Annotated in this window: 22 protein-coding genes and 1 riboswitch; of the genes, 11 read left to right on the forward strand and 11 right to left on the reverse strand. The window is 56.3% G+C overall.

The window, feature by feature from the left end; genetic code table 11:
* Positions 1-10 precede the first annotated feature (10 nt).
* From ftsL to leuO, 7 genes are all read right to left on the reverse strand, one after another.
* Positions 11-376 carry a cell division protein FtsL gene (gene ftsL / locus C6A40_RS02990; RefSeq protein WP_008501989.1) on the reverse strand — a complete coding sequence of 122 codons (366 nt, stop codon included), beginning with the start codon at positions 374-376 and terminating at the stop codon, positions 11-13.
* Positions 373-1,314 (reverse strand): 16S rRNA (cytosine(1402)-N(4))-methyltransferase RsmH, encoded by a 942-nt coding sequence (rsmH, locus tag C6A40_RS02995; protein ID WP_021240527.1) that lies wholly within the window; start codon positions 1,312-1,314, stop codon positions 373-375. The genes ftsL and rsmH overlap by 4 nt, the downstream gene beginning before the upstream one ends.
* A 2-nt stretch (positions 1,315-1,316) precedes the next feature.
* Positions 1,317-1,775, reverse strand: coding sequence for a division/cell wall cluster transcriptional repressor MraZ (mraZ, locus tag C6A40_RS03000; protein WP_021240528.1), 459 nt, complete (start codon positions 1,773-1,775; stop codon positions 1,317-1,319).
* A gap of 600 nt (positions 1,776-2,375) precedes the next feature.
* Positions 2,376-3,383 carry a catabolite repressor/activator gene (cra, locus tag C6A40_RS03005; RefSeq protein WP_008501993.1) on the reverse strand — a complete coding sequence of 336 codons (1,008 nt, stop codon included), beginning with the start codon at positions 3,381-3,383 and terminating at the stop codon, positions 2,376-2,378.
* A 179-nt stretch (positions 3,384-3,562) separates the two neighbouring features.
* A complete protein-coding gene (gene ilvN, locus C6A40_RS03010; RefSeq protein WP_008501994.1) occupies positions 3,563-4,054 on the reverse strand; it encodes an acetolactate synthase small subunit in 492 nt (163 codons plus the stop codon).
* 1 nt (position 4,055) lies between these two features.
* Positions 4,056-5,780 (reverse strand): acetolactate synthase 3 large subunit, encoded by a 1,725-nt coding sequence (ilvI, locus tag C6A40_RS03015; RefSeq protein WP_008501995.1) that lies wholly within the window; start codon positions 5,778-5,780, stop codon positions 4,056-4,058.
* 380 nt (positions 5,781-6,160) lie between these two features.
* Positions 6,161-7,105, reverse strand: a complete 945-nt coding sequence (leuO, locus tag C6A40_RS03020) for a transcriptional regulator LeuO (RefSeq protein WP_025912169.1) — start codon at positions 7,103-7,105, stop codon at positions 6,161-6,163.
* Between the two features lie 606 nt (positions 7,106-7,711).
* Between leuO and leuL the strand changes: the two genes are divergently transcribed.
* From leuL to leuD, 5 genes are all read left to right on the forward strand, one after another.
* Positions 7,712-7,798 carry a leu operon leader peptide gene (leuL, locus tag C6A40_RS25575; RefSeq protein ID WP_071530973.1) on the forward strand — a complete coding sequence of 29 codons (87 nt, stop codon included), beginning with the start codon at positions 7,712-7,714 and terminating at the stop codon, positions 7,796-7,798.
* A gap of 91 nt (positions 7,799-7,889) precedes the next feature.
* A complete protein-coding gene (leuA, locus tag C6A40_RS03030) occupies positions 7,890-9,461 on the forward strand; it encodes a 2-isopropylmalate synthase (protein WP_021240530.1) in 1,572 nt (523 codons plus the stop codon).
* The gene (gene leuB, locus C6A40_RS03035; RefSeq protein ID WP_021240531.1) at positions 9,461-10,552 is read left to right on the forward strand and encodes a 3-isopropylmalate dehydrogenase; all 1,092 of its coding nucleotides are present in this window, start codon (positions 9,461-9,463) and stop codon (positions 10,550-10,552) included. Before leuA ends, leuB begins: the two co-directional genes overlap by 1 nt.
* Before the next feature lie 2 nt (positions 10,553-10,554).
* Positions 10,555-11,955, forward strand: a complete 1,401-nt coding sequence (gene leuC / locus C6A40_RS03040; RefSeq protein ID WP_045335670.1) for a 3-isopropylmalate dehydratase large subunit — start codon at positions 10,555-10,557, stop codon at positions 11,953-11,955.
* 10 nt (positions 11,956-11,965) lie between these two features.
* Positions 11,966-12,571 carry a 3-isopropylmalate dehydratase small subunit gene (gene leuD / locus C6A40_RS03045; protein ID WP_023616037.1) on the forward strand — a complete coding sequence of 202 codons (606 nt, stop codon included), beginning with the start codon at positions 11,966-11,968 and terminating at the stop codon, positions 12,569-12,571.
* Between the two features lie 58 nt (positions 12,572-12,629).
* Here leuD and C6A40_RS03050 read toward each other — a convergent pair whose 3' ends face one another.
* A complete protein-coding gene (locus C6A40_RS03050) occupies positions 12,630-13,808 on the reverse strand; it encodes a sugar efflux transporter (RefSeq protein ID WP_023293296.1) in 1,179 nt (392 codons plus the stop codon).
* A gap of 120 nt (positions 13,809-13,928) precedes the next feature.
* Positions 13,929-14,081, reverse strand: coding sequence for a glucose uptake inhibitor SgrT (gene sgrT / locus C6A40_RS03055; RefSeq protein WP_008502002.1), 153 nt, complete (start codon positions 14,079-14,081; stop codon positions 13,929-13,931).
* 88 nt (positions 14,082-14,169) lie between these two features.
* Here sgrT and sgrR point away from each other — a divergent pair, with 88 nt between their 5' ends.
* The 4 genes from sgrR to thiQ all read left to right on the forward strand — a co-directional run bounded on the left by sgrR (position 14,170) and on the right by thiQ (position 19,245).
* Entirely contained in the window at positions 14,170-15,825 is a 1,656-nt protein-coding gene (sgrR, locus tag C6A40_RS03060; RefSeq protein ID WP_045335667.1) for an HTH-type transcriptional regulator SgrR, read from the forward strand.
* A gap of 36 nt (positions 15,826-15,861) precedes the next feature.
* A riboswitch (TPP riboswitch) is annotated at positions 15,862-15,962 on the forward strand.
* Positions 15,963-15,993: 31 nt separating this feature from the next.
* Entirely contained in the window at positions 15,994-16,977 is a 984-nt protein-coding gene (thiB, locus tag C6A40_RS03065) for a thiamine ABC transporter substrate binding subunit (RefSeq protein WP_023345430.1), read from the forward strand.
* Complete coding sequence (thiP, locus tag C6A40_RS03070) at positions 16,953-18,563, forward strand: thiamine/thiamine pyrophosphate ABC transporter permease ThiP (protein WP_023293299.1); 1,611 nt, start codon at positions 16,953-16,955, stop codon at positions 18,561-18,563. The genes thiB and thiP overlap by 25 nt, the downstream gene beginning before the upstream one ends.
* A complete protein-coding gene (gene thiQ, locus C6A40_RS03075) occupies positions 18,547-19,245 on the forward strand; it encodes a thiamine ABC transporter ATP-binding protein ThiQ (RefSeq protein ID WP_025912163.1) in 699 nt (232 codons plus the stop codon). The genes thiP and thiQ overlap by 17 nt, the downstream gene beginning before the upstream one ends.
* A gap of 28 nt (positions 19,246-19,273) precedes the next feature.
* Here thiQ and C6A40_RS03080 read toward each other — a convergent pair whose 3' ends face one another.
* Both C6A40_RS03080 and araC read right to left on the reverse strand, forming a co-directional pair.
* Positions 19,274-20,041, reverse strand: coding sequence for a DedA family protein (locus C6A40_RS03080; protein ID WP_008502007.1), 768 nt, complete (start codon positions 20,039-20,041; stop codon positions 19,274-19,276).
* Positions 20,042-20,169: 128 nt separating this feature from the next.
* A complete protein-coding gene (gene araC / locus C6A40_RS03085) occupies positions 20,170-21,015 on the reverse strand; it encodes an arabinose operon transcriptional regulator AraC (RefSeq protein WP_023293301.1) in 846 nt (281 codons plus the stop codon).
* A gap of 337 nt (positions 21,016-21,352) precedes the next feature.
* Here araC and araB point away from each other — a divergent pair, with 337 nt between their 5' ends.
* Entirely contained in the window at positions 21,353-23,062 is a 1,710-nt protein-coding gene (gene araB, locus C6A40_RS03090) for a ribulokinase (protein WP_045335662.1), read from the forward strand.
* A 10-nt stretch (positions 23,063-23,072) separates the two neighbouring features.
* Positions 23,073-24,575 (forward strand): L-arabinose isomerase, encoded by a 1,503-nt coding sequence (araA, locus tag C6A40_RS03095; RefSeq protein WP_021240541.1) that lies wholly within the window; start codon positions 23,073-23,075, stop codon positions 24,573-24,575.
* The last annotated feature ends 7 nt before the right edge of the window (positions 24,576-24,582 follow it).

The raw sequence follows: 24,582 nt of genomic DNA on the forward strand, positions 1-24,582 counted from the left end.
GCGTTTTCCCTTATTTTTGTACTACGATATTTTCCTGTGAAGGATCAACATGCTGCAGCTGCAGCTTTTCCGTTGCGATCCGTTCAACCCGGCTGTGATCGCCGAGCGCGTTTTCTTCAAGGATCAGATTTCGCCATTCAATATCCAGCGCATCGCGTTCCAGTACCATCTGCTCGCGTTGCGCAGTCAATAAACGTGTGTGGTGGGCGGTGGTGACCACCGTCACAGCCGTGACAATGATGCAAATGAACAGACAGAGTGGCAGTTTCCCAAACCGCAAAAGATCGTCGCCGATCACGCCAGGCAAGGCATGGCGCTCGTTGCTTCCTAACGAATCCTTAACTTTGCTTAGGGTCTCTGTCACTCTGCCGATCATGCGTTCGTCCTCTCTGCAACACGCAGCACTGAACTACGGGCGCGTGGATTCTCTGCCACCTCTTCTTCGCCCGGCATCAACTTGCCTAATGCTCGCAACTGACGGCCACCCAGCTTCCTGAGTTGTTCTTCCGTCATCGGCAGCCCCGCGGGTACCTGTGGACCGCGGCTTTGTTCACGCATAAAGCGTTTCACAATACGGTCTTCCAGCGAATGGAAGCTGATGATGGATAACCGCCCACCCGGGGCCAGCACGTCGAGCGAGCTTTTTAGCGCCAGCTCTATTTCCTCCAGTTCACTGTTTACCCAGATGCGAACCGCCTGGAAGGTACGGGTCGCGGGATGTTTGTGCTTATCCTTCACCGGCGTTGCCGCCGCGATCACCTCGGCCAACTCTTTGGTGCGGGTCATCGGCTCAATGCGATTGCGCTCAACAATGGCGCGCGCAATACGTTTGCCAAAGCGCTCTTCGCCGAAGGTTTTGATGACCCATGCAATATCCGCTTCGTCAGCGGTCTGTAACCACTCGGCGGCAGACTGGCCGCGAGTCGGGTCCATACGCATGTCCAGCGGACCGTCACGCATAAAGGAGAAACCGCGTTCAGCATCATCAAGTTGGGGTGAAGAGACGCCAAGATCGAGAAGAATCCCGTCAATCTTGCCCGTCAGGCCGCGCTCAGCCACATAGTCCGCGAGCGCAGAAAAGGGTCCATGCACGATGGAAAAGCGTGGGTCATTGATAGTCTGTGCAACGGCAATTGCCTGCGGATCGCGATCGATTGCCAGCAGACGCCCCTCCTCACCCAGTTGGGAGAGGATCAAACGCGAGTGACCACCGCGACCAAAAGTGCCATCAATGTAGATGCCATCCGGACGAATATTCAGGCCGTTAACGGCCTCGTCCAGTAACACCGTTTTATGTTTATAATTTTCCATCATATTTATAGAGACAAGTCCTGCAGCCGTTCCGATAATGTCGCGGAATCAGACTGCTCAGCGTCGATATCTTCCTTGACCTGTTGATACCAGGTCGTTTCATCCCACAGTTCAAATTTGTTGAACTGCCCGACCAGCATCACTTCTTTGGTCAGACCGGCATGTTGCCGTAACACAGGTGCGATCAGTAATCGCCCTGCGTTATCCATCTGACATTCACTGGCATGTCCCAATAACAACCGCTGCACGCGGCGTTCCTGCGGGTTCATGCTCGACAGTCGCGACAGCTTTTGCTCAATAATTTCCCATTCAGGCAGGGGGTAAAGCAGCAGGCAGGGGGAGTTAATGTCAATGGTGCAAACCATTTGACCCGCAGCGTTCTCAATCAGCTGGTCGCGGTATCGGGTTGGTACCGATAAACGCCCTTTACTGTCGAGATTGACTAACGTAGCTCCACGGAACATGCCAGTCTCACCCCTCCTCACCACTTTAACCCACAAATTCCCACCTAAAGGAGTTTACGGAGCGAGGGAAAAGCTTGTCAAGCCAGGACTCTCGGCATAAGGACTCGAAAGCCCTCTATTTACAGAGATAAACAGTCCTGGTTAATAACTGCACAACTGGCGAGGCAAAATTAACGTTATGAATATTTGTAAGAAAAAAACCGAATATGCACACTAGCGTTAAGGCTCACTCAATATCATCGCAGATAAATATAAAGTGTCAGTTTGCGACGCGGGCAGCATTTTATGACAGATTCTCAGGGGATGACAGCGCCAGATTCACTCAGGCGAGCGGTAAGCGCAGTGGTTATCGCGTAAGCTGTCAAAGGAAGAGGAAAAAACGTCTGAATATTCATCGACCGAAGAGGGTTTGTAACAAAATAATACAAAGAGTGCCGTTTAAAATCGCTGAGATGTTGTTTAAAGGGCAATTTAAAAGCCAAAATGAATAAAGAAAAATAGGCGATTATGATCTCCCAAGAATTATCCTAATTTCTCTCCGGGAATTATCTGCACAAATTATTGCAGCAAAAAGGGGCAGATTTCACCGCCCCGGTCATTTCATTTTTGGCGGCTTAAAATTCCGCGATGGTAGAGGTTACGTTTGATACGCGTCAGGCCCGGCTTCGGTTTGCGGGGTTCATCCAGACTCGCCAGCACAATCTCCAGCACGCGTTCAGCCACATCGCGATGGCGCTGTGCAACCGCCAGCACCGGGCACTGAAGGAAGTCGAGCAGCTCATTATCCCCGAACGTGGCAATCGCCAGATCGGAAGGCAGTTTACCTTCACGACGTAAGGTCACATCCATGACACCCTGCAAGAGCGCAAACGAGGTAGTGAACAGCGCCTGAGGCATCGGATGCGTTTCCAGCCATTTTTCGAATAGCTGCGCGGCGGCTTCACGTTCGTAGCTGTTGGCATAGAGGTAGTGAACCTCGCGCGGATCGTCTTTCCAGGCCGTTCTGAATCCCTGCTCGCGCAGGAAGCTCACGGAAAGTTCAGGCAGCGCGCCCAAATACAGTACCGTTTCCGCCGGGAACGTCCGCAGCTCTGCGGCCAGCATTTCGGCATCGTCCTGATCGGCACCCACCACGCTGGTGAAATGCTCGCGATCGAGGGCACGGTCAAGCGCAACGATCGGGAACGGATCATTCGCCCAGCGCTGGTAGAAAGGATGCTCCGGCGGTAAGGAGGTCGAAACAATAATGGCATCCACCTGGCGCTGAAGCAGATGTTCAATGCAGCGCATTTCGTTATCAGGCTGGTCTTCCGAGCAGGCAATCAGCAATTGATAGCCGCGCTGACGCGCCTGACGTTCAAGATAGTTGGCGATACGGGTATAGCTGGTGTTTTCCAGATCCGGGATCACCAGACCAATAGAGCGGGTGCGCCCGGCGCGCAGACCGGCTGCGACAGCATTCGGATGGTAGTTATGTTCACGAACCACCGCCATAACTTTTTCAACGGTCTTGTCGCTGACACGGTACTGCTTTGCTTTACCGTTAATCACATAGCTGGCCGTTGTTCGTGACACGCCGGCTAGCCGGGCGATTTCATCCAGTTTCACAATTGCCCCTTAAAAAAAGAAAAGAGTCCATGGCCCTGTCAAGGTTATGGTTAAATCTTTTAACATCTAAACGCAGAAAAGCCTTCGCGGCAACCGCTTTTATCTGCGTTGTCGGCTGATTACGCAAAAAAAAGCCCGGCTTTGGTGACCGGGCAGAAAGAGGCGAACCTTTTTGACAACTAACGCATGATTTTCTCGCCGCGTGACAGACCCACAACACCCGATCTCGCCACCTCGACAATTTTTGCGACATCCCGTACGGACGCCAGGAACGCATCCAGCTTGTCGCTCGTCCCGACCAGCTGAACGGTATAAAGAGAAGGCGTGACGTCGATAATCTGTCCGCGGAAAATATCCGCATTGCGTTTGACTTCTTCACGCCCGTAGCCGCTGGCCTGAATTTTCACCAGCATGACCTCACGTTCAACGTAGGCCCCTTGCCCCAGCTCGCTCACGCGCAGCACGTCGACCAGCTTATGCAGCTGTTTCTCAATCTGTTCAAGCACCTTAGCGTCGCCGACGGTTTGGATCGTCATACGCGACAGCGTTGGGTCTTCCGTCGGGGCGACGGTCAGGCTTTCAATGTTATAGCCGCGCTGCGCAAAAAGGCCAATGACGCGCGACAGTGCGCCAGACTCGTTTTCCAGTAAAACTGATAATATCCGGCGCATATCAGGTTCTCTCCGTTTTGCTTAACCACATTTCATCCATACCACCACCCCGAATATGCATCGGATAGACGTGCTCGGTTCCATCAACAATCACATCCATAAAGACGAGGCGGTTGTTTTTAACGTGCTCAAGCGCTTGTGCGAGCTTCGTTTCCAGCTCGGCCGGATCGGTTACCCGCATGCCAACATGGCCGTAAGCTTCAGCAAGACGAACAAAATCCGGCAGCGATTTCATGTATGACTGTGAGTGACGGCCAGAATAAATCATATCCTGCCACTGCTTCACCATGCCGAGGTAGCCGTTATTCAGGTTCAGCACGAGAACCGGCAGTTCATACTGCAGCGCGGTAGACAGCTCCTGAATGTTCATCTGGATACTACCGTCTCCGGTCACGCAGACGACGGTTTCATCCGGCAGCGCCAGCTTCACGCCCAGCGCGGCAGGCAGACCAAAGCCCATGGTGCCTAAGCCACCCGAGTTGATCCAGTGTCGCGGTTTATCAAACGGATAATACAGGGCAGCAAACATCTGATGCTGGCCCACGTCTGAGGTCACATACGCTTCACCTTTCGTCAGTCGCCACACCGCTTCGATGACCGCCTGCGGCTTAATGTTTTCGCTCTGCGTGTCATATTTCAGGCACTGACGCGCGCGCCACTGTTCAATCTGCTGCCACCAGTCGCGGATCTCATCCAGCGGCTGGGTCGCTTTCTCCTGGGCCAGCAGCTCCAGCATCTGTTCCAGAACCTGACGTGCATCACCGACGATCGGCACATCAGCCGACACCGTTTTAGATATTGACGTCGGATCGATATCAATATGCAGCACGGTGGCATTCGGGCAATATTTCGCCAGGTTGTTGGTGGTACGATCGTCAAAACGCACACCGACGGCAAAGATCACATCGGAGTGATGCATCGTCATGTTGGCTTCATAGGTACCGTGCATACCCAGCATACCCAGCGCCTGGCGGTGGGTGGCGGGAAACGCCCCCAGCCCCATCAGCGACGACGCAACAGGAAGGTTGAGTTTTTCAATCAGTTCACGAAGCTGGGCTTCACAGGCTGCATTGATCGCTCCGCCCCCGACATAGACGACCGGTTTCTTGGCTGCCAGAAGCGTTTGCAACGCCCGCTTGATCTGACCTTTATGCCCCTGCGTTGTCGGGTTGTAAGAACGCATGCTCACCGATTCCGGCCAGACGTAAGGCAGCTTGTTTGCCGGGTTCAGAATGTCTTTAGGCAGATCGACCACCACCGGTCCCGGGCGTCCGCTTGCCGCCAGCCAGAAGGCTTTTTTCAGTACGCCGGGAATATCTTCGGTTTGCTTAACCAGGAAGCTGTGCTTCACCACGGGACGCGAAATCCCGACCATGTCGCACTCCTGAAAAGCATCGTAGCCAATCAGCGAGGTGGCTACCTGCCCGGAGAGGATCACCAGCGGGATAGAGTCCATATACGCCGTCGCAATGCCGGTAATGGCATTTGTCGCGCCGGGGCCTGACGTGACTAACACCACGCCCACTTCACCCGTCGCACGCGCCAGGCCGTCGGCCATGTGTACGGCCGCCTGCTCGTGACGTACCAGAACATGGTCAATGCCCCCTACCGTATGGAGGGCATCATAAATATCGAGGACCGCGCCGCCAGGGTAGCCGAACACTTGCTTTACGCCCTGATCGATCAGCGACCGGACGACCATTTCCGCGCCAGACAACATCTCCATGCTTTGCCTCCAGGCATTTTGTTATAGACGGACTGCCGAATTCATTTCCGCACCGTCTTACGATTGGGATGAACCAATCTTATATTTTGCAGAGTGTTCTTTACCTTAACCGCTCGTTATGAGGCAGGCAATTAGCAAACCCGGAGAGATAAACGGTGCGTAAAGCAGAAAACGCAGCCGTTAACAGAAGATATGGTTAATTCCTCTGAGAATAGAGGACGGTGTGATAAATCATCGCTGAAAAGCAGGACAATGCAGGAAATCATCTATTTTTGCGTGCCGAAGAGCCGCCCGAAAAAAAGACTCACAGAACAAAATAGCAACTATCCAAAAAAACTCAGGATAAATCACATGATCCGATGCGATTTATCCCGATGCGTTTACCGGCGACAGATACCAACCAGCAACTCTTCCATCCACTGATGTCCTTTATCCCGACCGGCCGCTTCATGCCAGGAGAGATAACAGGTTCGGCTATTTAACTTGAGCGGCAGTGGCAAAATTTGCAGATTTAATGGGTCAGAAAACTCTTCTGCCAGCCAGCGCGGTGCAATCGCCACCAGCTGTGTCTGGGAGACCACGTTTAATACGCTGACCATAGCCATGCCCTGATAAGCCACGCACGCCTGTTTATCCGCAGTGTCATACCACGGCAGGCTAAAGGAAGCATATCTGTCGAGAGCAACAACGGCGTGCTGTTCGTTATAAACATCGTGTTCTCGCAGCGGAGAATTCAGACGTGGGTGTTTTTTACTGGCGACGAGAACCATTTCATCTTTAAAGAGCGGTACGCAGGAAAATTCCGGACGGCGGAACTCTTCATACCCCAGAACGAATTCGATCTCCTGATAGCGTAACTGATGTTCCGTGTTTTGATTAAGGGATGATTTAAAAACCAGATTGATATTTGGTGCGATCTCTTCAACTTTATTATAAATAATCGACGTTAAATAATTATCTAATGGACTGCAGACACAAAGATGGAATACGCGCTCGCTGCTCAAGGGTTCAAAGCCCGATCCCGGCAGCTCATTTTGCACCAACTGCAACGCCTGGCGGATGGAACCGAACAGCTGGAATGCGCGTGCCGTAGGCTGGATCCCCCTCCCGTAACGAACGAATAATTCGTCGTTAAACATGAGCTTGAGTCTGGCAACGGCATTACTCACAGCAGGTTGCGACATCCCCAACGCCTGGGCGGCGCGGGTGATATTCTGTTCCTGCATGACCGCATCAAACACCGTCAGAAGATTAAGATCCACCGTGCGTAACTGCGGTTTAATCCCATCAGTAGCTTGAGGTTGTTTAATATTATTTTCTGGCACTTCTGACTCCACTGTCACGCTAAACTCCCTTTGCCAACGTACGCTAATCATCTCGAAAAATATGATTTATCATGCAAATACGATCAGCGAAAGAGAATTATTTAAAATTCAGAATATATAAAGACGCTATATAAACGAAAAGAAAATAGCGCAAATGATATGTTTGACTTTAGGATTCAAATGAAACCATAAACCAAACAAATACACAATGACCGCCAGGTTAATGATGACTTAAGTATTATTAAACTGTTATCGCCACCGCTCTGCAGTTAGTTAATAACATGTTATCTCTTTTCGTTTTTCAGCGAAGCGCAATAGATTCACCATAATTATAACTTAATGATATTAAAACCCTTTACGTACAGAAGATTCTCAGTAACGCGCGTCACTCATTTGAAACAATTATATTTATTTGTTTCTGCAACTGTTTTCTTCAGTCCAAAATTAGACAATTAGTCGGGTCGTAAAAGCCAAAACCAGCACAATTAGCTAAAGTAATTATCCTGCTGATTACGCCCGTCGGGCCCGTTTTTATCATCAGGGGTTGACATCAACTGGCGTATCCAGTACCACTAAAAGCATATTGAATTTAACGGAGCACGATTCATGATTCGCACCATTCGTTTCACCGGTCTACTACTACTAAACGCATCCACTGTGCGCGGTAGACTGGCGGGCGAAATTCAGCGTTGAATCGTCACCAGTAAGACTAAAAACCCGCGCCACTGCGCGGGTTTTTTTATGCTCGTAGCAAGGCGCCCTAAGACTGACAAGGACCTAACCCATGAGCCAGCAAGTCATTATTTTCGATACTACTTTACGTGACGGTGAACAGGCATTACAGGCAAGCCTGAGTGTAAAAGAGAAACTGCAGATCGCGCTGGCTCTCGAACGTATGGGTGTCGACGTGATGGAGGTGGGTTTCCCGGTCTCGTCTCCGGGTGATTTCGAATCCGTCCAGACTATCGCCCGCACCATTAAAAACAGCCGCGTGTGCGGTCTGGCACGCTGTGTTGAAAAAGATATCGACGTCGCGGCTGAGTCGCTGAAAGTGGCCGAAGCGTTCCGTATCCACACCTTTATTGCCACCTCACCTATGCACATCGCCACCAAGCTGCGCAGTACGCTGGATGAGGTGATTGAGCGCGCGGTATATATGGTGAAACGCGCACGCAACTACACCGATGACGTTGAATTCTCCTGTGAAGATGCGGGCCGCACGCCAATTGAAGATCTGGCCCGTGTGGTGGAAGCCGCCATCAATGCCGGTGCCAAAACCATCAACATTCCGGACACTGTCGGCTACACCATGCCGTTTGAGTTCGCCAATATCATCACCGGCCTGTATGACCGCGTACCGAACATTGATAAAGCGATTATCTCCGTCCACACCCACGATGATTTGGGCCTGGCCGTGGGCAATGCCATCGCAGCCGTCCACGCCGGCGCGCGTCAGGTAGAAGGCGCGATGAACGGTATCGGTGAACGCGCGGGCAACTGCTCGCTGGAAGAAGTGATCATGGCGATCAAAGTGCGCAAAGACATCATGGACGTGCACACCCGCATCAATCACAACGAGATCTGGCGCACCAGCCAGACCGTCAGCCAGATTTGCAACATGCCGATTCCGGCCAACAAAGCGATCGTCGGCACTGGCGCCTTTGCGCACTCCTCCGGCATTCACCAGGATGGTGTGCTGAAGAACCGTGAAAACTACGAAATTATGACCCCGGAATCCATCGGCCTGAATCAGGTCCAGTTGAACCTGACCTCCCGTTCCGGCCGTGCGGCGGTGAAGCACCGCATGGAAGAGATGGGTTATAAAGACAGTGATTACAACATGGATCAGCTGTACGACGCTTTCCTGAAGCTGGCCGATAAAAAAGGTCAGGTGTTCGACTACGACCTGGAAGCGCTGGCCTTTATTAACAAGCAGCAGGAAGAGCCAGAGCACTTCCGTCTGGATTACTTCAACGTGCAGTCCGGCTCCAGCGACATCGCCACTGCCTCTGTCAAGCTGGCCTGCGGTGATGAAATTAAGGCCGAAGCGGCGAACGGAAACGGCCCTGTGGATGCCATTTATCAGGCGATCAACCGCGTCACCGAGTACGACGTTGAGCTGGTGAAATATGACCTGACGGCCAAGGGCCACGGCAAAGATGCGCTGGGCCAGGTCGACATTGTTGTGACCCACAATGGCCGCCGTTTCCATGGCGTGGGCCTGGCGACCGATATCGTTGAATCCTCCGCGAAAGCGATGGTGCATGTGCTGAACAACATCTGGCGCGCCGCCGAAGTCGAAAAAGAGTTGCAACGCAAAGCTCAGAATAAAGAGAACAACAAGGAAACCGTGTAATGTCGAAGAATTACCATATTGCTGTGTTACCGGGCGACGGTATTGGCCCGGAAGTGATGGCACAGGCGCTGAAAGTACTGGAAGCCGTTCGCGCGCGTTTTGCGATGAAAATCACCACCAGCCACTACGATGTGGGCGGTATTGCGATTGATAACCACGGTACGCCACTGCCGAAAGCGACCGTAGAAGGCTGTGAAAATGCCGATGCCGTGCTGTTTGGTTCCGTCGGTGGCCCGAAGTGGGAACACCTGCCGCCTGCAGAGCAGCCAGAGCGCGGCGCGCTGCTGCCGCTGCGTAAACATTTCAAGCTGTTCAGCAACCTGCGTCCGGCGAAGCTGTACCAGGGCCTGGAAGAGTTCTGCCCGCTGCGCGCGGATATCGCCGCCAACGGCTTCGACATTCTGTGCGTGCGTGAACTGACCGGCGGGATCTATTTCGGTCAGCCAAAAGGGCGCGAAGGCAGCGGCCAGCATGAGAAGGCGTTCGATACTGAGGTCTATCACCGCTTCGAAATTGAACGTATCGCCCATATCGCCTTTGAGTCAGCGCGCAAGCGCCGCCATAAAGTGACCTCCATTGATAAAGCGAACGTGCTGCAGTCTTCCATCTTGTGGCGCGAGATCGTCAGCGAAGTCGCGAAGCAGTACCCGGACGTTGAGCTGTCGCACATGTACATCGACAACGCGACCATGCAGTTGATTAAAGATCCGTCCCAGTTTGACGTGCTGCTGTGCTCCAACCTGTTCGGCGACATTTTGTCAGACGAGTGCGCGATGATCACCGGCTCTATGGGCATGCTGCCATCCGCCAGCCTGAATGAAGAAGGTTTTGGCCTGTACGAGCCGGCAGGCGGTTCCGCGCCGGATATTGCGGGCAAAAACATCGCTAACCCGATTGCGCAGATCCTCTCTCTGGCCCTGCTGCTGCGCTACAGCCTGGATGCAGGCGATGCAGCAACCGCAATTGAAAATGCCATTAACCGGGCGTTAGAAGAAGGCGTTCGTACCGGTGATTTATCACGCGGCGCGGCGGCAGTCAGTACCGATGAAATGGGCGACATTATTGCCCGCTATGTCGCTGAAGGGGTGTAATCATGGCCAAAACGTTATACGAAAAATTGTTTGATGCGCACGTTGTCTACGAGGCACCAAACGAAACCCCACTGCTGTACATTGACCGTCATCTGGTACACGAAGTGACCTCTCCTCAGGCATTTGACGGCCTGCGCGCGCACAAGCGCCCGGTACGTCAGCCGGGTAAAACCTTCGCGACGATGGATCACAACGTTTCCACCCAGACCAAAGACATTAATGCCTCGGGTGAGATGGCGCGTATCCAGATGCAGGAGCTGATCAAGAACTGCAACGAATTTGGCGTTGAGCTGTACGATCTGAACCACCCCTATCAGGGCATCGTTCACGTGATGGGGCCAGAGCAGGGAATTACCCTGCCGGGCATGACCATCGTCTGCGGCGACTCCCATACCGCAACCCACGGCGCGTTTGGCGCCCTGGCGTTCGGGATTGGCACGTCTGAAGTTGAACACGTGCTGGCGACGCAGACCCTGAAGCAGGGCCGCGCCAAAACGATGAAGATTGAAGTGAAGGGCAAAGCGGCACCTGGCATTACCGCGAAAGACATCGTGCTGGCGATCATCGGTAAAACCGGCAGCGCAGGCGGTACCGGCCACGTCGTTGAATTCTGCGGCGACGCGATTCAGGCGCTGAGCATGGAGGGTCGCATGACCCTGTGCAATATGGCCATTGAGATGGGTGCCAAAGCCGGTCTGGTCGCGCCAGATGAAACGACCTTCAACTATGTGAAGGGCCGTCTGCACGCGCCGAAAGGCCAGGATTTTGACGACGCGGTAGCGTACTGGAAAACCCTGAAAACCGACGACGGGGCAAGGTTTGATACCGTTGTCACACTGCAGGCAGAAGAGATTGCCCCTCAGGTGACCTGGGGAACCAACCCGGGCCAGGTAATTTCCGTCAACGACGCCATTCCCGATCCGGCCTCCTTCGCCGATCCTGTCGAGCGCGCCAGTGCGGAAAAAGCGCTGGCCTATATGGGGCTGAAACCCGGCGTACCGTTGACCGACGTGACCATTGATAAGGTATTTATCGGCTCCTGCACCAACTCCCGTATCGAAGATTTGCGTGCGGCGGCAGAGATTGCCAAAGGCCGTAAGGTCGCACCGGGCGTGCAGGCGCTGGTGGTTCCAGGCTCCGGTCCGGTGAAAGCCCAGGCGGAAGCCGAGGGTCTGGATAAGATCTTTATCGAAGCAGGCTTTGAGTGGCGCCTGCCTGGCTGCTCCATGTGCCTGGCCATGAATAACGATCGCCTGAATCCGGGTGAGCGCTGTGCCTCCACCAGCAACCGTAACTTTGAAGGCCGTCAGGGCCGCGGTGGGCGTACCCATCTGGTCAGCCCGGCAATGGCCGCCGCTGCGGCAGTCACCGGTCATTTCGCCGACATTCGCAGCCTGAAATAAGGAGACAATCATGGCAGAGAAATTTACCCAACATACGGGCCGTGTTGTCCCGCTGGACGCCGCTAACGTTGATACGGACGCGATCATTCCTAAGCAGTTTTTGCAGAAGGTGACCCGCACCGGCTTTGGCGCGCACCTGTTCAACGACTGGCGTTTCCTGGACGATAAAGGCGAGGTGCCTAATCCGGAATTCGTTCTGAACTTCCCGGAGTACAAAGGCGCATCCATCCTGCTGGCGCGGGAAAACTTTGGCTGTGGTTCATCCCGTGAACATGCGCCGTGGGCGCTCACGGACTACGGCTTTAAAGTGGTCATTGCCCCCAGCTTCGCGGATATCTTTTATGGCAACAGCTTCAACAACCAGCTGCTGCCGGTGACGCTGAGCGACGAACAGGTCGATGAATTGTTCGCGCTGGTTAAGGCAAATCCGGGCATGTCGTTTGAAGTGGATCTGGAAGCGGAAGTGGTGAAAGCCGGGGATAAAACCTACAGCTTCAGCATTGATGCGTTCCGCCGCCACTGCATGCTAAACGGTCTGGACAGCATTGGTTTGACGCTCCAGCACGAAGACGCCATCTCCGCGTACGAGAAAAAACAGCCTGCGTTTATGGGCTAAAGGCAATGGCCCGCAAAAAGCGGGCCATTGATTTGTTTTGTGAAGCCGCCTTCCAGAATCAGACATCCTTAACCCGGCAAGTCAGCCCAAGCGTAACCACCGAAATCGCGGCAATCATCCAGTAAACTGAGCCATGCCCGTAACTTTGCGCCAGCGCCCCCTGAATCACGCCTGCCAGAATCACTCCGGTTGAAATACTGTTGGTAAAAAGCGTGGTCGCCGACCCGGCGCGGCCCGGCATTAAATCCTGGAACCAGAGCATGCCGATCCCGGCAACGATACCAATAAACACAGCATTAAACAGCTGCAGCGCCAGCAGCGCTTCACGCGAATGGAAAAGGATCAGTCCCGCGTAAAACAGCACCCCGGCCGCCACGGCGACGATCATCATCCGACGCTTCCCAAAGCGCTTAACGTAATAGCCCGCCAGAATCATCGCCGGAATTTCCAGCCCGGCAGCGGTGCCCATTAAGATCCCCGCGAGCTTGTCCGGTAAGCCCAGATCGCTGCTGATCCACAGCGGCATGTCGATGATGTACATGGTGTTGCAGGTCCACATCAGCGTGGAGGCAATAAACAGCATGCGGACGTTTTTGTCCTGCCAGCCGCTCACCTGGGTGAGCGGTTTATCCGCTGTCTGTTCGACGCGCGCCACGGACGGCAGCGCAAAGGCTATCAGCGCCAGGCTGATGACAAAAATCCCGGCCGCGATGGAAAACATCGCGGTAAAGCCGTAGTTCAACGCCAGCATGAAGGCCAGCGGCGGGCCAATGACCCACGCCAGCGAGAGCTGGGCACGCATCACCGAGCTGAACATCACCACTTCCCGCGCCGAGCTATCCGCATATTCCCGGGCCAGCGCAAACAGCTGCGGCATGGCGGTGTTCGCAAGAGAGGCCAGCAGCACGCCGCAGGTAATGAGCGTCAGGTAATGGCGGTTAAAGGCAAAGAGCAGCGCGTTGCCCACGGCCATGGCGCAGCAAAAGAGGATCAGCTTACGACGATCGCCCTGGCTGTCCGAACGCTTCGCCAGCGCGAGGCTGACCAGGATCCCGGCTATCGCATTGACGGTATAAAACAGCCCCACCCAGAACGGCTGTGCCCCCACCTCGCGGCTGAGAAACAGGCTCAGCGTCGGCGCCTGCAGCGCTCCCGCCACGCCCATCATAAAGGCCACCAGCATAAAAGCGGCATACACGCCGTTCAGGCGTCGCCCCATCGTCATCAACCACAGCATGCGCAAGTCCTTGTGAAAGCGAATCGAAATTGGGTGAAAGAATAAACGAAAAAAGCCAGCAAAAACATTTTGCTGGCGGGTGATTAGCACCAATACTCAGTCACACATGATCGAGGCGAGTCAGCGAGAAGAGGCCGGTTTCGTAACGTCCCACTGCATCAGTTCTTCTAACATTTTCAGCCGTTGCTCTGCACACGGGCGGGCCAGCCAGGACGATCCTTTTGTCGCTGAAAAGTACTGCTGATAAAACTGACGTGCGGTAGACCTCTTCATCATTTACCTCCTCGCTTCATCGGGAAGCATTATTGGCCTAATATAGGGATTAATAAATTGCTGGTTTTTTGTCAGGAGTTCCTCTTTTATGCCTTCCGGTCGTCTGCAGCAACAATTTATCCGCCTCTGGCAGTGCTGCGAGGGGCAATCGCAGGAAACCACGCTCAACGAGCTGGCTGACCTGCTTAGCTGTTCCCGCCGCCATATGCGCACGCTGCTCAATACCATGCAGCAGCAGGGGTGGTTAAGCTGGGAAGCGGAGGCGGGACGCGGTAAACGCTCGCGGCTGACCTTTCTCTACACCGGGCTGGCATTGCAGCAGCAGCGTGCAGAAGACCTGCTCGAGCAGGACCGTATCGATCAGCTGGTCCAGCTGGTGGGCGACAAGGCCGCCGTGCGCCAGATGCTGGTCTCCCATCTCGGACGCAGTTTTCGTCAGGGCCGACACATTCTGCGGGTGCTCTACTACCGTCCGATGAAAAATCTGTTGCCCGGCACGGCGTTACGGCGTTCTGAAACCCACATGGCCCGACAAATCTTCAGCGGCCTGACGCGGATAAATGAGGAAAACGGGGAACTGGAGGCGGATATCGCGCACCACTGGCAGCAGCTTTCCCCGCGCCACTGGCGCTTCTTCTTACGCCCCGGCATCCACTTTCACCACGGTCGCGAACTGGAGATGCACGACGTCATCGCCTCTCTGGAACGCGCCCGCAGGCTGCCGCTCTACTCGCATATTTCGCGCATCCACTCCCCCACGGCCTGGACGCTGGATATTGAGCTGTCGCAGCAGGACAAGTGGCTTCCCTGGCTGCTGGGCTATGTGCCGTCGATGATTTTGCCTGCCGAGTGGGAATCCTTGAACAATTTTGCCAGCCTGCCGATTGGCACCGGGCCCTACTCCGTCTCCCGCAATAACAGCAACCAGCTGAAAATCCGCGCGTTCGATGACTACTTTGGCTATCGGGCGCTGATCGACGAAGTGAACGTGTGGGTATTGCCGGATCTCAATGAGGACCTGAGCTGCGGGCTGACGCTTGAAGGCCCCACCACCGGAGAAAAGGCCGTGGAGAGCCGCCTGGAGGAGGGCTGCTACTATCTCCTCTTTGACCGCCGCACCCACCGTGGGGCAAACCCGGCTGTCCGCAAGTGGATCAGCCACGTGCTGTCTCCTTCCAATCTTATCTACCATGCGGAAGAGCAGTACCAGACATACTGGTTCCCGGCGTACGGCCTGCTTCCGCGCTGGCACCATGCCCGACCAACGCGCTGCGACAAACCCGCAGGGCTGGAGTCCATCACCCTGACCTACTACCGCGATCATGTTGAGCATCGTTTTATCGCGAGGATCATGACCCGCCTGCTGGCAGCGGAGGGAGTCAGGCTGGACATCAGGGAAGTGGACTATGACGAATGGCATCAGGGGGAAATCGCCAGCGATATCTGGCTCAACAGCGCTAACTTCACCCTGCCGCTCGATTTTTCCCTCTTCTCGCATTTGTATGAAGTCCCGCTGATCCAGCACTGCATCGACCGGGACTGGCAGCAGGATGCCGCCCTGTGGCGTGCGGGCGAGATGAATCTTGCCGTGTGGTGCCAGCAGCTGCTGGCCGAGCAGGCGATCGTCCCGCTGATCCACCACTGGCTGATGATCCAGGGCCAGCGCAGCATGCGCGGCCTGCGGATGAACACCCTGGGCTGGTTTGATTTTAAATCCGCCTGGTTTGCGCCCCCGGAGCCATAACGCTTTCGTAATATTCACCAAATCATTACAATAGCGCCGTTCTCAACGGGGTGCTGCATCACAGATGTGCGCTGAGATAATACCCGTCGAACCTGATCCGGATAACGCCGGCGAAGGGATTTGAGGCTGTCGCTCAAAATCCTTTGCCACTCAACCCTGAGGTGCAAAGTGTTAAAAAAAGTTCTCCCCCTGCTGGCGCTGTTCGCGCTGCCCGCTTTAGCCAAGCCCGTTCTGACGGTCTACACCTACGACTCCTTCTCCGCCGACTGGGGCCCTGGCCCGGTTGTCAAAAAAGCCTTTGAAGCGGACTGCAACTGCGAGCTGAAGTTCGTGGCGCTGGAAGATGGCGTTTCGCTGCTCAACCGCCTGCGCATGGAAGGGAAAAACAGCAAGGCCGACGTGGTGCTCGGGCTGGATAACAACCTGCTGGAAGCCGCCTCGCAAACCAAACTCTTTGCCAAAAGCGGCGTCGCGGCAGAGGCCGTTAACGTGCCGGGCGGCTGGAAGAACGACACCTTTGTGCCGTTCGACTACGGCTACTTTGCTTTCGTCTACGATAAAAACAAGCTGAAAAACCCGCCGAAGAGCCTGAAAGAGCTGGTGGAAAGCGACCAGAAGTGGCGCGTGATTTACGAAGATCCGCGGACCAGCACGCCGGGCCTGGGCCTGCTGCTGTGGATGCAGAAAGTCTACGGCGATAAGGCGCCGGAAGCGTGGCAGAAGCTGGCCGCCAAAACCGTCACCGTAACCAAAGGCTGGAGCGAAGCCTATGGCCTGTTCCTGAAAGGTGAAAGCGATCTGGTGCTGAGCTACACCACCTCCCCGGCCTACCACATTATCGCCGAGAAGAAAGACAACTATGCTGCGGCTGATTTTGCGGAAGGGCACTATCTGCAGGTGGAAGTGGCCGCGCGTACCGCCGCCAGCAAACAGCCGGAACTGGCCGAGAAGTTCCTGAAGTTTATGGTTTCACCAGCATTCCAGAACGCCATTCCAGCGGGCAACTGGATGTATCCGGTCACCAGCGTTGCGCTGCCTGCAGGTTTTGAACAGTTGACCAAGCCGAAAACCTCGCTGGAGTTTACGCCGCAGCAGGTCGCCGCGCAGCGTGCCGCATGGGTAAGTGAATGGCAACGCGCCGTCAGCCGTTAATTCCCGGCTGGTTACTCCCCGGATTGCTCGCCGCCGTCGTGATGGTGGCGGTCAGTCTGGGAGCCTTTCTTGCGCTGTGGTTTAACGCACCGGAGAGCGACCTGCTCGCCCTCTGGCACGACAGCTACCTCTGGCACGTTATCCGGTTCTCCTTCTGGCAGGCGTCTCTTTCTGCCCTGCTGTCGGCGATCCCGGCTATTTTTCTTGCACGCGCGCTCTATCGGCGGCGTTTCCCCGGCAGGCAGGCCCTGCTGCGCCTGTGCGCCATGACGCTGATCCTGCCGGTTCTGGTGGCCGTTTTTGGCATTCTGAGTGTCTACGGTCGTCAGGGCTGGCTGGCTTCGCTGTTCGGCCAGCTTGGTATTGAGTGGTCATTCTCGCCTTACGGACTGCAGGGCATTCTGCTGGCGCACGTGTTTTTCAATATGCCGATGGCAACGCGCCTCTTTTTGCAGGCGCTGGAGAACATTCCCGGCGAGCAGCGGCAGATTGCCGCCCAGCTCGGCATGCGCGGCTGGTCGTTCTTTCGTTTTGTCGAATGGCCGTGGCTGCGCCGCCAGCTCCCGCCCGTGGCGGCATTAATCTTTATGCTCTGCTTTGCCAGCTTTGCCACCGTGCTGTCACTTGGCGGCGGGCCGCAGGCCACCACCATTGAGCTGGCGATTTACCAGGCGCTGAGTTACGACTACGATCCCGGTCGCGCCGCACTGCTGGCGATAGTCCAGATGGCGTGCTGTCTGGTGCTGGTGCTGTTGAGCCAGCGGCTGAGTAAAGCCATTCCCGCAGGAAGTCATCAAATAACCGGCTGGCGCGATCCGCAGGACAGCCTGCACAGCCGCATCAGCGATGTTATCCTGATCGCGCTGGCGCTGCTGCTGTTGCTGCCGCCGCTGCTGGCCGTTATCGTTGACGGCCTGAACCTCAATCTTATGTCCGTCCTGCAACAGCCCGTTCTCTGGCAGGCGACCTGGACCTCGGTACGCATAGCGCTGGCTGCCGGATTGCTGTGCGTTATGCTGACCATGATGCTGCTGTGGAGCAGCCGTGAGCTCTACGCCCGCCAGGCGCAAAAAGCCGGACAAATGCTGGAACTGACGGGCATGCTGATACTGGCAATGCCGGGTATCGTGCTGGCAACGGGCTTCTTTTTACTGTTCAACAGCACCCTCGGCCTGCCGGAAAGGGCCGATGGCATTGTGATTTTCACTAACGCCTTAATGGCCATCCCCTACGCGCTTAAGGTGCTGGAAAACCCGATGCGCGACGTCAACAGCCGCTACGGTTTGCTGTGTCAGTCGCTGGGCATGCAGGGCTGGCAGCGGCTGAAGGTTGTGGAACTGCGCGCGCTAAAACGTCCGCTTGCTCAGGCGCTGGCGTTTGCCTGCGTGCTCTCCATTGGAGACTTTGGGGTCGTGGCGCTGTTCGGTAATGACGATTTCCGCACGCTGCCGTACTGGCTTTATCAGCAAATCGGCTCTTACCGCAGTCAGGACGGCGCGGTTACCGCGCTGTTACTGCTGCTGCTGTGCTTTGCCTTATTTACCGTTATCGAAAAACTCCCGGGGCGTGATGTTAAAACTGACTGATGTAACCTGGCTCTATCAGCATCTGCCGATGCGCTTTACGCTCTCCGTTCAGCAGGGCGAGCGGATTGCGGTGCTTGGCCCAAGCGGTGCCGGGAAAAGCACCTTGCTCAATTTGATCGCCGGTTTTCTGCAACCTGCCAGCGGGTCGATAGCCATCGATAATCGTGATTTCACCAACGCCCCTCCGGCTAAACGTCCTGTGTCGATGCTGTTTCAGGAAAACAACCTGTTTACCCATCTGACGGTGCGGCAAAACATCGCGCTGGGAATGCATCCGGGGCTCAGGCTGAACGATGCCCAACGCGAAAAACTTGAAGTGATTGCCGCACAGATGGGGATCGCTGAATTCATCGACAGGCTGCCGGGCGAGCTCTCCGGCGGCCAGCGTCAGCGCGTGGCGCTGGCGCGTTGTCTGGTGCGCGAGCAGCCGCTGCTGCTGCTGGATGAGCCGTTCTCGGCGCTCGATCCCGCGCTGCGCCAGGAGATGCTCGCCCTGGTGCAGGAGGTCTGCCAGCGCCAGCAGCTGACGATGCTGATGGTTTCGCACAGTATCGAAGATGCCGCACGGATTGCGCCGCGATCGGTGGTGATCGCGGAGGGACGCATTTTGTGGGATGGAGCAACAGAAGCATTAATGAGCGGAAAAGAAAGCGCTTCTGGATTATTGGGTATAAAACCGTAGGCCGGGCAAACGCAGTGCCGCCCGGCGCTTAACGGCTCACAACTTTCAACAGGATCTCACCGTACACCGGCATCAGCGGGTGGCGAATCAGCGCCACAAGCGCCACCACGGCCACACCCAGCGTCAGCGGGGCCAGCCACAAAAGACGAGAGCGCGGAAGATAGCGCGTCAGGCGATCGACGCTCGCTTTCGCGCTGCGCCACAGCCGCCAGCAGAGCCAGACCGCCAGCCACAGCAGCACCGCCGTGCCCAGCAGCAGCCACTTAAACTCACCGCTTTGCATACCGTCAGGAATATCAATCGCCGCACCGGCCAGAATACCCGGCAGGAAGTAGAACGGCGGCCAGAAGACGCAGCCGATGATGTTCGGCACCACAAATTTCGCGACGGGGAGATCCAGCATCCCGGCCACCATCGGCACCAGCGGACGCGTTGGCCCAACAAAGCGGCCCACGAGGATGGTAAACATGCTGTGCTGGTGCAGCGCATGCTCGGTCTTATCCAGCAGCGCTTTGTTCTTTTTCATGAACGACCAGCGGTGCAGCGGCTTCTTAAAGCGCCAGCCCAGCCAGAAGGAGATCCAGTCGCCCAGCAGACAGCCGATTATCCCGGCCAGCCATGCCTGCCAGAAATTGACCTCACCGCTGCCGATCAGCGCCCCAAGCCCCGCCATCATCACGGTGCCGGGCAGGATTAACCCGACAAGGGCCAGCGATTCCAGAAACGCCACCAGCGCCACGGCGATGAGCGAGTACATAACGGACTGGGTAATAAAGTGTTCCAGCAATGCCTGCATAACTATTCCGGTCAGAAAACGAATCAGCGATTCTGCTTAGCGCCCCGCACCGCGTCAAGGCAACAATTGTCTGAATAGTTTACAGGTTGCTTTCTGCATTCACCTGTTTGTTTATCTTTTTTTACCGTTTATTCACATCCCGCGCGAAATTCACTGGGGCTGGCACCGGTACATTTTTTAAATACGCGGGAGAAATAGAGCTGATCCTCAAAGCCCACGTTGCGCCCCACGGTGGCGATGGGCATCCGGGTGGTGCTGAGCAGCAGCTTCGCCTGGCTGATGCGCTGATCCTCGCGCCAGCTCAGTACGCTGACGCCAAGCTGCTGGCGGAACAGGTGCGACAGCCGCGACGGCGACAGGCAGACGTGCTGGGCGACGCTGGCAATATCAAACTGGCTATCGGCCAGGTGGTCGCTGATGTACTGGCAGGCGTCGCGCACGCGGTTATCCAGCGGCGGGTTAAGCGACGCGTTAATCGCCTCCATCCGCCGCAGCAGCAGCTGTTCAAGGAGGTTTATCGCCAGCAGTTCGGCATAGCGTCCACCAGCCTGCCCCGCCTCGATTATCTGGGCAAAAAGCTCGCGAAACTGCGCCAGATGCACCTCATCCGGGCGATAAAACCCGGTGTGTGCAAAAATAGCCGGCCAGGAAAGCCACTCCTGCCAGTAGGCGCGCGGACGGAAGTAGACCCACTGGTGATACCACTCTTTGGCATCCGGATGACGGCCATAGTGGTGGATCTCCCCCGGCGGGAACAGCAGGATATCGCCCGGGCGGCAGACGAACTGCTGGTCACCGTTCTTGATGATCCCTTCCCCCCGCACGGTCAGGTTGAGGATATACCCTTTCATCCCGAGCGGTCGGTCGACGTAAAAGTCGAGATATCCCTCAGCCTCGATAGGGGTCAGCCCCGCCACAAGGTGCGCGTTAAACGAGTATCCCGGCAGCAGGGGATCGTTCTGCGTTTCGGCCATAGATTCAGTTCTCCCAAGGGTCCTGAAGGAAACCAATTGTCCATATCACTAAATGCAGGTTAAAAATGGCCCGCGAAAAGATCCAAAAAGCATCACGCCGCTTTTACGTCCGCCATGTTTCAGCCTTTCCCCCTGATTTCTCCGCCAGAGCAGGCAGATAACCAGTAACAAAAGTGTCTATAAGTGCGGCAGAAATGTCCACATTGAATATTTGCACAGCGTCACACTTTCCGTTGTAACAGCAATTTAGTCCATAAGATTAGCGGATCCTGCCTGACGACTTTTGTCCCCAGTCTCTAATGTTCTTCCATACCTGTTTTTTCGATGGAGCAACACCATGGCAATTGCGATTGGCCTCGATTTTGGCAGCGATTCAGTTCGCGCGCTGGCAGTGGACTGTACGTCCGGCCAGGAGATAGCAACCAGCGTTGAGTGGTATCCGCGCTGGCAAGAAGGGCGCTACTGCGATGCGCCAAACAACCAGTTCCGTCACCACCCGCGGGACTACATCGAGTCGATGGAAGCGGCGATCAAAACCGTTCTGGCAGACCTGACCGACGCCCAGCGGGCCGATGTTGTGGGGATTGGCGTCGACAGCACCGGCTCTACGCCTGCCCCTGTCGATGCCGAAGGCCACGTGCTGGCACTGCGCCCGGAGTTTGCCGACAACCCGAACGCCATGTTCGTGCTGTGGAAAGACCATACCGCCGTGGAAGAGGCCGAAGCCATCACCCGCTTATGCCATCAGCCGGGCAAAACCGACTACTCACGGTATATCGGCGGGATTTACTCCAGCGAGTGGTTCTGGGCCAAGATCCTGCACGTCACCCGCGCGGACGCGTCTGTCGCACAGGCAGCGGCGTCATGGATTGAGCTATGCGACTGGGTTCCCGCCCTGCTCTCCGGCACCACGCGCCCGCAGGATATCCGCCGCGGCCGCTGCAGCGCCGGGCATAAATCCCTGTGGCATGAAAGCTGGGGCGGTCTGCCTCCGGCCGCGTTCTTTGATGAGCTCGACCCGATCGTCAACAAGAGCCTGTCATACCCGCTGTTTACCGACACCTTCACCGCCGATATTCCCGTCGGCACCCTCTGCGAAGAGTGGGCGACGCGTCTCGGCCTGCCGCAGAACGTAGCTATCTCCGGCGGCGCGTTTGACTGCCATATGGGCGCCGTGGGCGCGGGCGCGCAGCCAAACACGCTGGTCAAAGTGATCGGCACCTCCACCTGCGACATCCTGACGGCAGATAAATCCACCGTCGGCGACCGCGCGGTAAAAGGCATCTGCGGCCAGGTTGACGGCAGCGTGGTGCCAGACTTTATCGGCCTCGAAGCCGGTCAGTCCGCGTTTGGCGATATCTACGCCTGGTTTGGCCGCGTGCTCGGCTGGCCGCTGGATCGGCTGGCGGCGGCACATCCTGAACTGAAAACCCAGATCGCCGAGAGCAAAAAGCAGCTCCTGCCGCAGCTTACCGACGCCTGGGCTAAAAATCCGTCTCTCGACCACCTCCCGGTGGTGCTGGACTGGTTTAACGGCCGCCGCACGCCGTTTGCCAACCAGCGCCTGAAAGGGGTGATTACCGACCTCAACCTGGCGACCGACGCGCCTGCGCTGTTCGGCGGTCTGATTGCCGCCACCGCCTTCGGCGCCCGCGCGATTATGGAGTGCTTCACCGAGCAGGGCATCGACGTGAATAACGTGATGGCGCTGGGCGGCATCGCCCGTAAAAACCCGGTGATCATGCAGGCCTGCTGCGACGTGCTGAACCGTCCGCTCCAGATTGTGGCCTCCGATCAGTGCTGCGCGCTGGGGGCGGCAATTTTCGCCGCCGTAGCCGCTGGCGTCCATGCGGATATCCCCACCGCGCAGCAGCATATGGCGAGTGCCGTCGAAAACACCCTTCAGCCGCGTGCCCAGCAGGCACAACGCTTTGAACAGCTTTATCAGCGCTACCAGCAATGGGCAAAAAGCGCCGAACTTCACTATCTCCCTGTCGCCGCCCCGGCCAAAAGCACCGCGGACACTACGGCAACCCTGACCCATTAAGGACACGATGATGACCATTTTTAATAACTATGAAGTGTGGTTTGTGATTGGCAGCCAGCATCTTTACGGACCGGAAGCGCTGCAGCAGGTAACGAAACACGCGGAGCACGTCGTTAACGCGCTGAACGCGGAAGCCAAACTGCCGTGCAAGCTGGTGCTGAAACCGCTGGGCACGACGCCGGACGAAATCACCCACATCTGCCGCGACGCCAACTACGACGATAAATGCGCCGGTCTGGTTGTGTGGCTGCACACCTTCTCACCGGCAAAAATGTGGATCAACGGCCTGTCTATCCTCAACAAACCGCTGCTGCAGTTCCATACCCAGTTTAACGCCTCCCTGCCGTGGGACAGCATCGACATGGACTTTATGAACCTGAACCAGACCGCACACGGCGGCCGCGAGTTCGGCTTCATCGGCGCGCGTATGCGTCAGCAGCACGCGGTGGTCACCGGCCACTGGCAGGATGGCAAGGCGCAACAGCGTATCGGCGCCTGGATGCGTCAGGCGGTCTCTAAACAGGATACCCGCCACCTGAAAGTGGTGCGTTTCGGCGACAACATGCGTGAAGTGGCGGTCACCGACGGCGATAAAGTCGCCGCGCAGATCAAGTTCGGCTTCTCCGTGAATACCTGGGCGGTGGGCGATCTGGTGCAGGTGGTGAATGACATCAGCGATGGCGACGTGAGCGCGCTGGTGGACGAGTACGAAAGCAGCTACCGCCTGACGCCTGCGGCACAAATCAACGGCGACAAGCGCCAGAACGTGCTGGACGCGGCGCGCATTGAGCTGGGCATGAAGCGCTTCCTGGAACAGGGCGGTTTCCACGCCTTTACCACCACCTTTGAAGATCTCCACGGTCTGAAACAGCTGCCGGGTCTGGCAGTACAACGCCTGATGCAGCAGGGCTACGGCTTTGCGGGCGAAGGCGACTGGAAAACTGCCGCTCTGCTTCGCATCATGAAGGTGATGTCGACCGGTCTGCAGGGCGGCACCTCCTTTATGGAGGACTACACCTACCACTTCGAAAACGGCAATGACCTGGTGCTCGGCTCGCACATGCTGGAAGTGTGTCCTTCCATCGCGGTAGAGGAAAAGCCGATCCTCGACGTGCAGTACCTCGGCATCGGCGGTAAAGCCGATCCGGCGCGTCTGATCTTCAATACCCGTACCGGCCCGGCCATTAACGCCAGCCTGATCGATCTGGGCGATCGTTTCCGCCTGCTGGTGAACTGCGTCGATGCGGTTGAAACGCCGCACTCCCTGCCGAAACTGCCGGTCGCCAACGCCCTGTGGAAAGCACAGCCGGATCTGCCGACCGCGTCAGAAGCCTGGATCCTGGCCGGCGGCGCGCACCATACCGTCTTCAGCCACGCGCTGGATCTGAACGACATGCGTCAGTTCGCCGAACTGCATGATATCGAGCTGACCGTCATTGATAACGATACCCGCCTGCCCGCCTTCAAAGACGCGCTGCGCTGGAACGAAGTCTATTACGGTTCAAAACGCTAAGCCCTGA

The sequence above is a fragment of the Enterobacter sp. GER_MD16_1505_Eko_090 genome, from assembly GCF_003331015.1.
Taxonomy (GTDB): Bacteria; Pseudomonadota; Gammaproteobacteria; order Enterobacterales; family Enterobacteriaceae; genus Enterobacter; species Enterobacter roggenkampii.